This is a genomic window from Pseudomonas sp. PvP100 (genome assembly GCF_017833055.1).
Lineage (GTDB): Bacteria > Pseudomonadota > Gammaproteobacteria > Pseudomonadales > Pseudomonadaceae > Aquipseudomonas > Aquipseudomonas syringae.
On sequence record NZ_JAFIBO010000001.1, the window covers coordinates 5633776 to 5646275 of the forward strand.

Here is a 12500-nt window from a genome sequence, read left to right on the forward strand (position 1 = left end):
CGTAGTTAAAACCTGTACAATCTTCTTGTTTGGTATAACTTGCAGTGGTTTTGGCATTTAGCGATTGAGTCACATTGCCACCGGCAAGGTCGAACCGTTCAGCGACTCGGGCAAAGGCCTCGGAGGCTGCGTTTCATTCTGCTGTGGCCTATGGTTCAGCTAACAGTTTCGTTTTCCGGACCAACGTCACGGACAGCGTTATTGGTAAAAATAAGACTACCCAATTGTCACCTACGCCACGCGAGGTTATCTGCCATGCACATATTGCTGACCGGTGGTACTGGTTTGATAGGACGAGCGCTCTGCCGTTCCTGGTCTGCTCAAGGCCATGAGTTGACGGTATGGAGCCGAAAACCCGCCGACGTCGCCGAGCTGTGCGGCCCCTCGGTACGTGGCATTGCCAGCCTTGATGAGCTGGGTGCGCAGCCGGTGGATGCAATCATCAATCTGGCAGGCGCGCCCATTGCGGATCGTCCCTGGACCCGCAAGCGCCGTCTGTTGCTGTGGGAAAGTCGCGTCGGCCTGACCGAGCAACTGCTGAAATGGCTAGGCACTCGCGAGCAAAAGCCTGCGCTGATGATTTCCGGTTCCGCAGTCGGCTGGTACGGCGACAGTGGCGAGCGCGAAATCGACGAAACCTCGCTGCCTGCCAAGGAAGACTTTGCCAGTCAGCTGTGCAACGCCTGGGAAGAAACCGCGCAAAGCGCCGAGGCGCTGGGTGTGCGGGTGGTGCTGATACGCACGGGGCTGGTGCTGTCCGATCGTGCCGGTTTTCTGCAGCGTCTGTTACCCCCTTTCAAATTCGGCATGGGCGGGCCGATCGGCAATGGCAGGCAGTGGATGCCGTGGGTTCACATCCAGGATCAAATCGCCGCAATTGATTTTCTGTTGAATCTGAATGAAGCAAAGGGTCCTTATAATGTGTGTGCGCCTTCACCGGTGCGCAATCGTCAGTTTGCCAAGTCCCTGGCCGGCATTCTGCACAGACCGGCATTCATGCCCATGCCTGCGCTGGCCCTGAAGGTATTGCTGGGTGAGCTGTCGGTATTGCTGCTCGGTGGTCAGCGTGCGCGGCCGGAGCGTTTGCAGGAAGCTGGTTTTACATTCAAGTACACCGAACTCGACATTGCCCTGCAGGATTTGCTGGGTCGCCACTGAACGCTGTTGAAATGAATAGGATGTTGCATGACCGATCACGCTTTGTTGCTGGTCAATCTGGGTTCGCCTGCTTCTACTCAAGTGGCAGACGTGCGCAGCTATCTGAACCAGTTCCTGATGGATCCTTATGTGATCGACCTGCCATGGCCCGTGCGCAGGCTGCTGGTCTCGCTGATTCTGATCAAGCGGCCCGAGCAGTCCGCACACGCCTATGCGTCCATCTGGTGGGATGAAGGTTCGCCCCTGGTGGTGCTGAGCAAGCGCCTGCAGCAAGCGATGAAAAAGGAGTGGTCGCACGGACCGGTCGAGCTGGCCATGCGTTATGGCGAGCCGTCCATTGAAACGGTGCTGACGCGGCTGGCAGAGCAGGGCTTCAAGAACGTCACCCTGGCGCCGCTGTACCCGCAGTTTGCCGACAGCACGGTGACCACGGTCATCGAAGAAGCCAAACGCGTGGTGCGCGCCAAATCGTTGAGGATGCAGTTCTCGGTTCTGCAGCCGTTCTACGATCAGCCCGAATACCTGAGTGCGCTGGTGGAAAGCGTGCGGCCGCATCTGGAGCAATCTTATGACCATTTGCTGCTGAGCTTTCACGGTCTGCCTGAGCGGCACTTGCACAAGCTCGACCCGACCGGCAAGCATTGCCTGAAGGACGACTGCTGCATGACCGCACCCGCCGAAGTGCTCGCGACCTGCTATCGCGCGCAGTGCATACAGTCGGCGGCGGCATTCGCCAAGCGTATGGGCATTCCTGACGGCAAATGGTCGGTGTCGTTCCAGTCACGTCTGGGGCGCGCCAAGTGGATCGAACCCTACACCGAAGCGCACCTGGACGAACTGGCGGCGAAAGGCGTCAGGAAGCTGCTGGTCATGTGCCCGGCATTCGTGGCTGATTGCATCGAGACGCTGGAAGAAATCGGCGACCGCGGTGCCGAGCAGTTCAAGGAGGCGGGCGGAGAGGAACTGATCCTCATCCCTTGCCTGAACGACGATCCCAACTGGGCGAAAGAGCTGAACAGGCTGTGCGAGCGTGCGCCGTTGATGTTGTGACAAGCAGAAAACCAAAGGCGGACGCAGAGCGTCCGGAAGTGCATGCCCACGCGGAGCACTCATCGTTATATATAAGTTCGCTTTTGATTCTGGCCGAAGGCCGTAGGAGCGAACTTGTTCGCGAAATGGCCGGTATAGTCGCCAAAAATGCAGCGCCTAAAACATCGTCTTCGCGAACAAGCGAAGCGTCGCCCGGTCCGCTCCTACGCCGTGCGGGCAGAGGCCTGAACGCCGCCATTTTCCAGGCTTTTCAGGGCTGCGTATAACGATGAGCACGGAGCATGGGCACGATATTGGTCCTGCAGACGTCTCCGTTCCCCACGCTCAAGTCTTACGGCAACTGATCATCCAGTTGCTTGTTCTTCCAGCTGTCATTGCCCGGCAGGATCAGGTTCAGGGCGATGGCAGTCACGGCGCACAGGGCAATGCCTTTCAGGCCGAAATCGTTCGGGCCATTGCCGGTGCCGATCAATACGCCGCCAATCCCGAATACCAGGGTGACCGAGACAATCACCAGGTTGCGCGCTTCGGCCAGGTCGATCTTGTGGCGGATCAGGGTGTTCATGCCCACCGCTGCAATCGAACCGAACAGCAGGCACAGAATGCCGCCCATTACCGGCACCGGAATGCTCTGCAGCAGCGCCCCGAACTTGCCAATGAACGCTAGCGTGATGGCAAAGAACGATGCCCAGATCATGATCTGCGGGTTGTAGTTCTTGGTCAGCATCACCGCGCCCGTCACTTCGGCGTAGGTGGTATTGGGTGGGCCGCCGAACAGACCGGCAGCAGTGGTGGCGATGCCGTCGCCGAACAGCGTGCGATGCAGGCCCGGCTTTTTCAGGTAATCGCGTCCGGTCACGCTGCCGACTGCAATCACCCCGCCGATGTGCTCGATGGCCGGGGCCAGAGCGACCGGGACAATGAACAGAATCGCCTGCCAGTTGAATTCCGGAGCGGTGAAGTGCGGCAAGGCCAGCCAGGCGGCGTCAGCGATTTTTTTGGTATCGACCACACCAAAGTAGAACGACAGCGCGAAGCCCACCAGCACGCCGGAGATGATCGGCACCAGACGGAAAATGCCTTTGCCGAACACCGCCACGATCAGCGTGGTCAGCAAGGCCGGCATCGAAATCAGCATGGCGGTCTGATAAGGAATCAACTGCACGCCATCGCCGGACTTGCCCATCGCCATGTTGGCTGCAATCGGAGCCATGGCCAGACCGATCGAGATGATGACCGGCCCGATCACCACGGGAGGCAGCAGGCGGTCGATGAAACCGGTGCCCTTGATCTTCACGGCCAGACCGAGAAAGGTATACACGAAGCCTGCCGCCATGACGCCGCCCATGGTCGCGGCCAGACCGAACTGGCCCTTGGCGAGGATGATCGGGGTGATGAAGGCAAAGCTCGAGGCCAGAAAGACCGGCACCTGGCGCCCGGTGACGATCTGGAACAGCAGCGTGCCCAGACCTGCGGTGAACAGTGCCACGTTCGGATCGAGCCCGGTGATCAGCGGCATCAGGACCAGCGCGCCAAAGGCCACGAAGAGCATTTGCGCGCCGGATAAAATCGTGCGCCACAGTGGATCGTTGAACTCCTGCTGCGTCATCGGGTTACGCGTCCTTCTGCTTGGTGCCGAAAATCTTGTCACCGGCATCGCCCAGGCCCGGAATGATGTAGCCGTGTTCGTTCAGACGCTCGTCGACGGAAGCGGTGTAGATCATCACGTCCGGGTGCGCTTTCTCTACGGCAGCGATGCCTTCGGGCGCAGCGACCAGAACCATGGCGCGGATTTCCTTGCAGCCAGCCTTCTTCAGCAGATCGATGGTGGCGACCATCGAGCTGCCGGTGGCCAGCATCGGGTCGATGATCATCGCCAGACGCTCGTCGATTTCCGGAACCAGTTTTTCCAGGTAGGTGTGCGCCTGCAGGGTTTCTTCGTTGCGGGCCACGCCGACCGCGCTGACCTTGGCGCCCGGGATCAGGCTGAGCACGCCGTCCAGCATGCCGATACCGGCGCGCAGAATCGGCACGACGGTGATTTTCTTGCCCGCGATCTTCTCGACTGACACCGTACCGGCCCAGCCTTGAATGTCGTAACTTTCCAGGGTCAGGTCGGCCGTGGCTTCATAGGTCAGCAGCGCGCCGACTTCCTGAGCCAGCTCACGGAAGTTCTTGGTGCTGATGTCGGCGCGGCGCATAAGGCCGAGCTTGTGGCGGATCAGTGGGTGACGGATCTCACGAATGGGCATGGGGAAAGGCTCCAGCGGGGCAAAAATCGGTCTAGATTAATCTATTCGGCTGTTACTGTCTTAAAGCACATGCAGTATCGTTACGAAGCTTCGACGTTCGCGGCTTTTGCAAGACACTCGCAACGTTAGTCCAGAATCGCTTGCTCTGGCTTGAACGGATGCGTACCTTTGCCCGCTTTTCTCAAACTGCCTTACCTGGAGAGCGTCATGTCCGCTGATCTCGAGCATATCCGTCAAGTCATGCGCGAAGCTGACTGCCTGTACACCGAGGCCGAAGTGGATGCGGCCATTGCCCGCGTCGGCGCGCAGATCAATGTCGAACTGGCCGAGCGCAATCCGGTTGTGTTCTGTGTCATGAATGGCGGCCTGATTTTCTCCGGCAAGCTGCTCACCCATCTGAACTTCCCGCTGGAAGCGTCCTACCTGCACGCAACGCGCTATCGCAACGAAACCACCGGCGGCGATCTGTTCTGGAAAGCCAAGCCGGAAGTCTCGTTCATGGACCGTGACGTGCTGATCATCGACGACATCCTCGATGAAGGTCACACCCTGGGCGCCATCATCGACTTCTGCAAACACGCCGGTGCCCGCGCTGTGCACACTGCCGTGCTGATCGACAAGGACCACGACCGCAAGGCTCGCCCGGACCTGAAAGCCGACTACGTCGGTCTGCCGTGCATCGACCGTTACATCTTCGGTTTCGGTATGGACTACAAAGGCTACTGGCGTAATGCTGCCGGTATCTATGCGGTCAAAGGGATGTAAGGCATTCTGACGACCGCTTCTGCGAACAGGGGCGGTCGTCGATTCGCAATTATATGGAAACCGTCAATGAAGCTACTGATTCCCGGCGCTGTGGCGTTGGTGCTGTTGTCTGGTCTGGCAGTTGCCGCACCTGCTGCGCCGGTATCGGCCAGCCCCATGCACGATCAATACCTGCCGCCTGACGATCTGAGCCTGCGCGAAGGTGTGCCTGAACAGCAACAGTTGATGCGGGTCACCGAATACACCATCGTTGCCGGTAACCAGCGGCAGTCGAGTCAGCAGCCGATTCCGGTCACCTCGCCCTTGTCGCTGCGCCTAAAGGGCAAGTCGCTGAACAAGGGTGCGTCCATCTCCCAGGTGCTCGTGCACTTCGACGGCGGTGATAGCAAAAGCCTTAAAAAGCCGACCTATGATGAGCCGTCGAGCACGTTGACGCTTTATTACCCGCTGTCCCAGTACCGCGTGCTGGTGGACTTGCTGCGCAACGAGAAGGTCTATTGCCAGTTCCTCAGTTATGCCAACGGGCACATCTGGGCTGATCTGCACACCACCTCTGCACGTGCGCGTTGAGCGCGGCGCTCGCCGGAGGGTAAACTGCCCGCCCGTGAAAGTGTCTGCGACCTGCTGGAGCCTGTAATGCGTAAAGATAAGAAGCAGTTGATTGGCGATGAGATCGGCGATGAGCAGATCAAACTGTTCCTCGACTTCGAGCCGTATGATGCTACCTCGCCGTCGCTGCACAAGCTGATCAAGGCCTACCGTGGGCTGCGCATCAACGATTTCGAACGCTTTCTGGTGTTCTTCAAGGAAGCGGGCCATGACTTTGATGGCAAGGACGAGCATGGCAACGACTTCATCGCCCTGATCAAGGATCAGCGCAATGCTGATGAGTACATCGAACTGATCGAGAAAGCCCGCGGTTGACTGTCGTGCCAAGGCTCCGCATTGCCAGAGCTGGACGCAGAGCGTCCGGAACTGCATTCCCACGCGGAGCTCTCAGTCGTTATACACACGTCCTAGAGCGCCCGGAATAACGGGCTTCCGAGCTTCTGCCCAGAGGGCGTGGGAGCGAACTTGTTCGCGAAGACGGTGTTTTAGTCGATGCATTTTCGGCGATTATACGACCCCCTTCGCGAACAAGTTCGCTCCCACGGCCTTCGGCCAGAATCAAAAACAGACTTGCGTATAACACTGAGCGCAAAGCGTGAGGACGAACGCTGCAGTTATTTGCGCGCCTGATACGCCTTGCCGTAATGCCGCTCCAGTCGTGACTGCAACAACTCCAGCCCGATCGACATGATCCAGTACAGCACCGCTGCGGTGGTCAGCATTTCAATGTATCGATAGCTGGAGCGGCCGTAAGACTGGGCCAGAAACATCACTTCCCAGACGCCCATCACTGAAATCAGTGAAGAATCCTTGAGCATGGAGATGAACTGGTTGGTGGTCGGCGGAATGATCGTGCGCATGGCCTGGGGCAGGGTGACGCGCCAGAAGATCTGCGCCGGGCGCAATGCCAGGGCCAGTGCGGCTTCACGTTGTCCTGCAGAGACGCCGATGATGCCTGCACGGAAAATCTCGCTCAGGTACGCCCCGTAGTTGAGCGACAGCGCGATCACTCCCGCCGTGATGGCTCCGGGCACGATGCCGAGTTGTGGCAGACCGAGATAGATCAGCAGGATCTGAATCAACAATGGCGTGCCGCGAAAGAACGAGGCGTAAAAGCTGGCGATGCCGAACGCCACCGCGCTGCTGGAAAGCCGCGCGAGTGCCGTGACAAAGCCGAGTGCGACCGAAACCACGATCGAGCACACCGACACGAATAATGTCAGCGCCGCGCCCTGCAGAAAGCCGTTGGGGGCCAGATGCAGCCCGATCAGGTTCGGCAGCTTGTCGAGGATGATCGACAGCTTCAGGTCGAAGCTCAGGAAGAAGCCGGCGAACAGGACGAACATGACCAGCCAGGTCAGGTAAAGCCGTGTGCGGAAGCCGAAAACTCGCTTGAGCAGGCTCTGTTCGGCCTGCTCGGGTGGGCGCTGGGGCTGAAAGGAAGTCATTTGCTGATGTCAGCACCGATCCACTTTTGCGACAGCTTGCTCAGGGTGCCGTCGCTCTTGAGTTCGGCAAAGACTTGGCGAACCTTGGCGTCCCATTCCGGATCGTCTTTTTCGATGGCTACGGAGTTGGGTTCTTCATACAGCGGCTCGCCTGCCAGTTTGAAGCGCTTGTCCTGATCCAGGCGCGGTTTTGCGGTCACCAGATTGGTGAGGATCGCGTCCAGCCGCTTGCCGGCACCCAGCCCGAGGTCTTGAAAGGCCACATTGTCGTTGTCGTACGGAGCGATCTGCACGTCTTCGAACGGGTACTGCAGTGGCTTGTCTTCGGCGCCATCGATAACCAGATTCTTGTTCAGGTAGCTTTCGTAGCTGGAGGCGCTGGTCAGGCCGACCTTTTTGCCGCTCAGGTCCTTGGCCGAATGGATACGATCATCCGTGGCGTTGACCACGATCACCGCAGGCGAGGCGTAATACTCGACCGGGAAATTGAACACTTCGGAACGCGCCTTGCTCGGCGTCATCGAGCAGACGCAGATGTCATAACGGCCACTCCAGTGGCCCGCGGCGATCACGTCCCAGGAGGGCGTCTCGAGGCGCAGTTTGACGCCCAGCTTTTGCGCCACGGCCTTGGCGACGTCGACATCGAAGCCGTCCAGTTCATTCTTGTCATTCAGGAAAGAGAAGGGCGGGTAACTTTCCATGAGGACGTTGACCAGCTCTTTGTTTTTCTGCACGCGATCCAGCGTGGCGCCGGCCAGAACTTGCGTGGAGGCTGCCAGAGTAACCAGGCCGATGCCCAGCAGAGCGCGATAGTTCACAGATATCCCCTGAAAAAGTGTTTGTAGTTTGATGAAAGGGCCGTATTAAATACGTTATACAAGACTGACTCATAATGAGTTTTTTTCATATACATATAAGCAGATCACATATGAAGCAAGGCACAACTGTAATTCTCGATGGCGGCATGGGCCGTGAACTGCAGCGTCGCGGAGCCCCGTTTCGCCAGCCTGAATGGTCGGCGCTGGCATTAAGTGAAGCACCGGAAGCGGTGAGTGCGGTACACGCCGCTTATATCGAAAGTGGTGCTCAGGTCATTACCAGTAACAGCTACGCCGTCGTGCCGTTTCATATTGGCGAAGAGCGTTTTGCCCGCGAAGGTCAGGCATTGGCAGCACTGGCCGGGCAACTGGCGCGCGAGTCGGCCGATGCGTCTGGCGGACGCGCCCGGGTGGCCGGCTCCATTCCGCCGCTGTTCGGTTCCTATCGCCCTGACCTGTATCAGCCGCAACTGGCTGCCGACGTTCTGAAACCACTGGTTGCCGGGCTGTCGCCGTATGTCGACCTGTGGCTGGCCGAAACCCAGAGCTGCATTCTCGAAGCGCAGACCATCCGCGCCGGGCTGCCCAATGACGGTAAACCGTTCTGGCTGTCGTTCACCCTGCAGGATGAAGACACTGACGAGGTCCCGCGTCTGCGCTCAGGCGAGCCGGTCGCCGATGCAGCCAGGGCTGCCGCAGCAATGGGCGTCGCCACGCTGCTGTTTAACTGCAGTCAGCCAGAGGTGATCGGTGGCGCAATCGATGTGGCCCGTGAGGTGTTCACGTCGCTGAACGTCGACATTGCCATCGGCGCGTACGCCAACGCCTTCCCGCCGCAACCCAAGGACGCCACCGCCAACGACGGCCTGGACGAGCTGCGCGAAGACCTTGACCCGCAGGGCTATCAGCAGTGGGCGGCAGACTGGGTCAAGCGCGGCGCCACGCACATTGGCGGCTGCTGCGGGATTGGCCCGGAGCACATTGCCGTACTGTCCAGAAGCCTCTGACCGGCGCCTGAAATAAACGCAATAAAAAGCCCCGTGGCTATTAAAGGCTCACGGGGCTTTTTGTTACAGCACACCAGCAGTTTGGTCAGGCGAAGCTGTGTTCCTGGCTGCTTTTCTCGACCAGTTCCAGCGCCTCGTCGTTCTGCGCGCTGATGCGCTCATAGAGCGGCGCATCGGTTTCGAGGATCTTCTCCCGGGCCGGGAAAATCTCTTCGAGCTTGGTCGCCCATTCCGTGCGGGTTTTCTCCGGGAAGCAGCGCTCGAGCAGTTCAAGCATGATCGACACAGTCACCGAAGCGCCGGGCGAAGCGCCGAGCAGTGCGGCCAGCGAGCCATCCTGTGCAGACACCAGTTCGGTGCCGAATTGCAGCACGCCGCCTTTTTTCGCGTCCTTCTTGATGATCTGCACGCGCTGGCCGGCGATTTCGAGGCGCCAGTCTTCGGCTTTCGCTTCCGGATAGAAGCGGCGCAGCGATTCCAGGCGTTGCTCCATCGATTGCATCACTTCGCTGACCAGGTACTTGGTCAGGTCCATGTTGTCGCGCGCCACCGCCAGCATCGGTTTGATGTTGGCTACGCGGACCGACAGCGGCAGGTCGAGGTACGAGCCGTGTTTCAGGAACTTGGTGGTGAAACCGGCATAAGGTCCGAACAGCAGGGACTTCTTGCCATCGACCACGCGGGTATCCAGATGCGGGACGGACATTGGCGGCGAGCCCACGGCTGCCTGGCTGTAGACCTTGGCCTGGTGGTGTTTGACCACTTCCGGGTTGTCGCAACGCAGCCACTGGCCGCTGACCGGGAAGCCGCCAAAGCCCTTACTTTCTTCAATGCCCGACAACTGCAACAGCGGCAACGCTGCGCCACCGGCACCGAGGAACACGAACTTGGCATCTATCTCACGCGTGCCGCCGCCATTCACGTCCTTGACGCTGACGGTCCAGCCAGCACCGTTGCGGGTCAGGTTGGTCACCCGGCTGCGGTACTTGATCTGCGTGCCTGGAGCGCTGGTCAGGTGGCCGAGCAGTTGATTGGTCAGCGCGCCAAAGTTGACGTCGGTGCCGTTCATCATGCGCGTTGCGGCAATTTTTTCGTCCGCAGGCCGGCCAGGCATCATCAATGGCATCCACTCGGCCAGCGTTGCCTTGTCCTCGGTGTATTCCATCGAAGAGAAGGCGTGATGCTTGCTCATGGCTTCAAAACGGGTCTTGAGGAACGAGACGCCTTTTTCGCCCTGCACGAAGCTCAGGTGTGGAACCGGGTTGATGAATGATCGGGCTGAACCAAAGGTGCCCTTGCGTGCCAGGTAGGCCCAGAACTGTTTCGAGACTTCGAACTGGGTGTTGATGTGCACCGCTTTCTTGATGTCGATGGAGCCATCAGCCGCAGGCGGCGTGTAGTTCAGCTCGCACAGACCGGCGTGGCCGGTACCTGCGTTGTTCCACGGGTTGGAACTCTCCGCAGCACCGGAATCCATCAGCTCAACGACTTCCAGCGTGATGCCGGGGTCGAGCTCTTTTAGCAATACCGCCAGAGTGGCACTCATGATGCCCGCTCCGACCAGTACTACATCGACTGCTTCGTTATGCGCCATTAACGCGTCTCCAAAATCTGCAGCACCAAATTGACGGCATACGATCCTGAGGCTGTTTGCCAGGTGTTCGTGGGCTGAATCAAGCGTCTACCCTCGTTTGCCTGGCCAGGATCGCCTCACCGATTCTTCGCAATTTTTCGCATCCAAAGCGCAGGTCCCGGTCAGGCCCGGTCATGGTTCATCAATGCTTCATGAACGCATTTCCAAGCCTGCGAGGCCATTCGACCATCGTCAGGGAGCCCCTTTTGCAACGGGCGCCTGTCGATGGCGTCAGGCTCCGGTCATGGAGGCGCAGTCGCGGTCAGTCCTGTTCAAGAGAGCCGGTTCAGACGCTGATGGTGCATTTACAAACGCGTACCTATTCATTTGCTCGCCACACTCTTGTGAAGTAGTGAAACCCGTTTTTCACGTCCTTTTGGGAACGCGAACCAAACCTCGAAATGGCTGCGATGACAGCGCTGGCAGGTCAGGCGCATAAAGAGTGAGGCGCTGGCCGGCGAGAAAGGTTCGATACGATTCGAGCATTCTTCACCTTTCATCGAGCACACTCGTGCGCAAATGACCTGTGTGGGCGGCTCTCTGTGGGCATTACGAAGGCGCTAATACGGCGATTAGCAGTGCTGCGAGGCCCGATCAGGAGACGTCCTTATAATCGGGGGGAGATTATAGCGATGAAATGGCAGGAATTGATCGCTTTAAATGACTTTTATTCGCTCTCCGGTCAGGCGGTGAGCAACTGGCCGCGCGTTGAGCGTTCGCTACGCTGCGTCATGCGTGCGCTGGCGGGCAGTGGCTGATTCAGCCAGCTGAGCCGTTGCTCGGTCACTTCGACCCATTCCACACCGGTCGGACGTTGCGCGCAGTGCTTGAACGCACGGCAGACGCCCGCCTGATCGATACGCGCGTAGTGGCGATGCTGGGGGCGTGCAGTGAACAGAGACCGGAACAGATTCATGGCGCAGCTCCTGTGACGTGAATGAGCGTCTGTGCGATGGAGGCGAGTCTGCCGTGTGGATGTGACGCCCTGATTACACCGTGCCGGATGAATCTTGCCCTGCGTTGCGGCGTGAACCCCGATGCGTGGCGAATGTCCGAGGCTTAACGGTCAGTGGCCTCTGGTTAGCGGCTGTTACAGGCCGCTATACTGCGGCACATTCAGTGTCTGGCCCATGGAGAAATGAGCATGCTGCGTCGCATTTTGTTCGGTTTGCTTGCTGTAAGCAGTTTGACCCTGGTGGGCTGTGCCCACAGTCCGCAACAACTCAGCCCCACGCCCAAGCTCAACGCGCAGCTGGCGGCGGTAGGCCGTGGTCAGCCTGTGGTGGTGCGTGTCGTCGACGGCCGTCCTGGGCCGACGCTGGGCACGCGCGGTGGCATGTACCCGGAAACCAGCGCAATCAGCGTCACCGGTGCCGACATCGTTCCCAAGCTTCAGGCTCAGGCTGAAGCCGCCGTACGCCTGCTGGGCTTTACACCGACCCAGGGCGGCAGCGCTCCGCAGTTGACCGTGACCCTGGCAGACCTGAAGTACCAGTCGCCGAAGGAAGGTCTGTACGTGACTGAAGCCACCATCAGCTCGACGTTCCGCGCTGACGTGCGCAATAACGGCCGCACCTACAGTGGTCGTTACGCCGCATCGCTGGACCAGCGTTTCGGTATGGCGCCGAATCAGGAAACCAACACCAAGCTGGTGAGCGACGTGTTGAGCGACGCACTGACCCGCGTCTTCCAGGACCCGACCATCGGTTCGACCCTGTCGCAGTAAGCATGCGATAAAAAAAGCCCGGCCCCTGTTGAAG

At 59.1% G+C, this 12500-nt stretch carries 13 protein-coding genes; 7 read left to right on the top strand and 6 right to left on the bottom strand.

The window, feature by feature from the left end:
• Positions 1-255: 255 nt before the first annotated feature.
• Positions 256-1158, top strand: coding sequence for a TIGR01777 family oxidoreductase (locus JOE39_RS24415; RefSeq protein WP_096113261.1), 903 nt, complete (start codon positions 256-258; stop codon positions 1156-1158).
• Positions 1159-1185: 27 nt separating this feature from the next.
• Entirely contained in the window at positions 1186-2208 is a 1023-nt protein-coding gene (hemH, locus tag JOE39_RS24420) for a ferrochelatase (protein ID WP_210078166.1), read from the top strand.
• A gap of 331 nt (positions 2209-2539) precedes the next feature.
• Here the strand turns inward: hemH and JOE39_RS24425 are convergent, their stop codons facing one another.
• Positions 2540-3817, bottom strand: coding sequence for a uracil-xanthine permease family protein (locus tag JOE39_RS24425; protein ID WP_011266747.1), 1278 nt, complete (start codon positions 3815-3817; stop codon positions 2540-2542).
• A gap of 4 nt (positions 3818-3821) precedes the next feature.
• Positions 3822-4460 carry a uracil phosphoribosyltransferase gene (gene upp, locus JOE39_RS24430; RefSeq protein WP_003408662.1) on the bottom strand — a complete coding sequence of 213 codons (639 nt, stop codon included), beginning with the start codon at positions 4458-4460 and terminating at the stop codon, positions 3822-3824.
• 207 nt (positions 4461-4667) lie between these two features.
• Here upp and JOE39_RS24435 point away from each other — a divergent pair, with 207 nt between their 5' ends.
• The 3 genes from JOE39_RS24435 (at position 4668) to JOE39_RS24445 (ending at position 6149) form a co-directional block, all read left to right on the top strand.
• A complete protein-coding gene (locus tag JOE39_RS24435) occupies positions 4668-5225 on the top strand; it encodes a hypoxanthine-guanine phosphoribosyltransferase (protein WP_096113260.1) in 558 nt (185 codons plus the stop codon).
• 66 nt (positions 5226-5291) lie between these two features.
• Positions 5292-5795: a hypothetical protein gene (locus JOE39_RS24440; RefSeq protein ID WP_003318213.1), complete on the top strand. Its 504-nt coding sequence runs from the start codon at positions 5292-5294 to the stop codon at positions 5793-5795.
• Positions 5796-5861: 66 nt separating this feature from the next.
• Positions 5862-6149, top strand: a complete 288-nt coding sequence (locus JOE39_RS24445; protein WP_003365576.1) for a PA4642 family protein — start codon at positions 5862-5864, stop codon at positions 6147-6149.
• 299 nt (positions 6150-6448) lie between these two features.
• On the opposite strand, the gene JOE39_RS24450 is transcribed toward JOE39_RS24445, so the two are convergent.
• On the bottom strand, positions 6449-7282 hold the full coding sequence (locus tag JOE39_RS24450) for an amino acid ABC transporter permease (RefSeq protein WP_003318211.1): 834 nt from the start codon (positions 7280-7282) through the stop codon (positions 6449-6451).
• On the bottom strand, positions 7279-8100 hold the full coding sequence (locus JOE39_RS24455) for an ABC transporter substrate-binding protein (RefSeq protein WP_003318210.1): 822 nt from the start codon (positions 8098-8100) through the stop codon (positions 7279-7281). The genes JOE39_RS24450 and JOE39_RS24455 overlap by 4 nt, the downstream gene beginning before the upstream one ends.
• 110 nt (positions 8101-8210) lie before the next feature.
• Between JOE39_RS24455 and JOE39_RS24460 the strand changes: the two genes are divergently transcribed.
• Positions 8211-9107, top strand: coding sequence for a homocysteine S-methyltransferase family protein (locus JOE39_RS24460; protein WP_183133091.1), 897 nt, complete (start codon positions 8211-8213; stop codon positions 9105-9107).
• A gap of 85 nt (positions 9108-9192) precedes the next feature.
• Here the strand turns inward: JOE39_RS24460 and mqo are convergent, their stop codons facing one another.
• Together mqo and JOE39_RS24470 are read right to left on the bottom strand one after the other, a co-directional pair.
• Entirely contained in the window at positions 9193-10701 is a 1509-nt protein-coding gene (gene mqo, locus JOE39_RS24465; protein WP_003346135.1) for a malate dehydrogenase (quinone), read from the bottom strand.
• Positions 10702-11422: 721 nt separating this feature from the next.
• Complete coding sequence (locus tag JOE39_RS24470) at positions 11423-11656, bottom strand: hypothetical protein (protein WP_003318207.1); 234 nt, start codon at positions 11654-11656, stop codon at positions 11423-11425.
• Between the two features lie 228 nt (positions 11657-11884).
• Between JOE39_RS24470 and JOE39_RS24475 the strand changes: the two genes are divergently transcribed.
• Positions 11885-12466, top strand: coding sequence for a YajG family lipoprotein (locus tag JOE39_RS24475; protein WP_003346137.1), 582 nt, complete (start codon positions 11885-11887; stop codon positions 12464-12466).
• The last annotated feature ends 34 nt before the right edge of the window (positions 12467-12500 follow it).

Coding starts and splice junctions, on each gene's coding strand:
- upp (WP_003408662.1), bottom strand. CDS start 4,460: ATGCCCATTCGTGAGATCCGTCACCCACTGATCCGCCACAAGCTCGGC.
- JOE39_RS24470 (WP_003318207.1), bottom strand. CDS start 11,656: ATGAATCTGTTCCGGTCTCTGTTCACTGCACGCCCCCAGCATCGCCAC.
- JOE39_RS24415 (WP_096113261.1), top strand. CDS start 256: ATGCACATATTGCTGACCGGTGGTACTGGTTTGATAGGACGAGCGCTC.
- JOE39_RS24475 (WP_003346137.1), top strand. CDS start 11,885: ATGCTGCGTCGCATTTTGTTCGGTTTGCTTGCTGTAAGCAGTTTGACC.
- hemH (WP_210078166.1), top strand. CDS start 1,186: ATGACCGATCACGCTTTGTTGCTGGTCAATCTGGGTTCGCCTGCTTCT.
- JOE39_RS24450 (WP_003318211.1), bottom strand. CDS start 7,282: ATGACTTCCTTTCAGCCCCAGCGCCCACCCGAGCAGGCCGAACAGAGC.
- JOE39_RS24460 (WP_183133091.1), top strand. CDS start 8,211: ATGAAGCAAGGCACAACTGTAATTCTCGATGGCGGCATGGGCCGTGAA.
- JOE39_RS24435 (WP_096113260.1), top strand. CDS start 4,668: ATGTCCGCTGATCTCGAGCATATCCGTCAAGTCATGCGCGAAGCTGAC.
- mqo (WP_003346135.1), bottom strand. CDS start 10,701: ATGGCGCATAACGAAGCAGTCGATGTAGTACTGGTCGGAGCGGGCATC.
- JOE39_RS24440 (WP_003318213.1), top strand. CDS start 5,292: ATGAAGCTACTGATTCCCGGCGCTGTGGCGTTGGTGCTGTTGTCTGGT.
- JOE39_RS24425 (WP_011266747.1), bottom strand. CDS start 3,817: ATGACGCAGCAGGAGTTCAACGATCCACTGTGGCGCACGATTTTATCC.
- JOE39_RS24445 (WP_003365576.1), top strand. CDS start 5,862: ATGCGTAAAGATAAGAAGCAGTTGATTGGCGATGAGATCGGCGATGAG.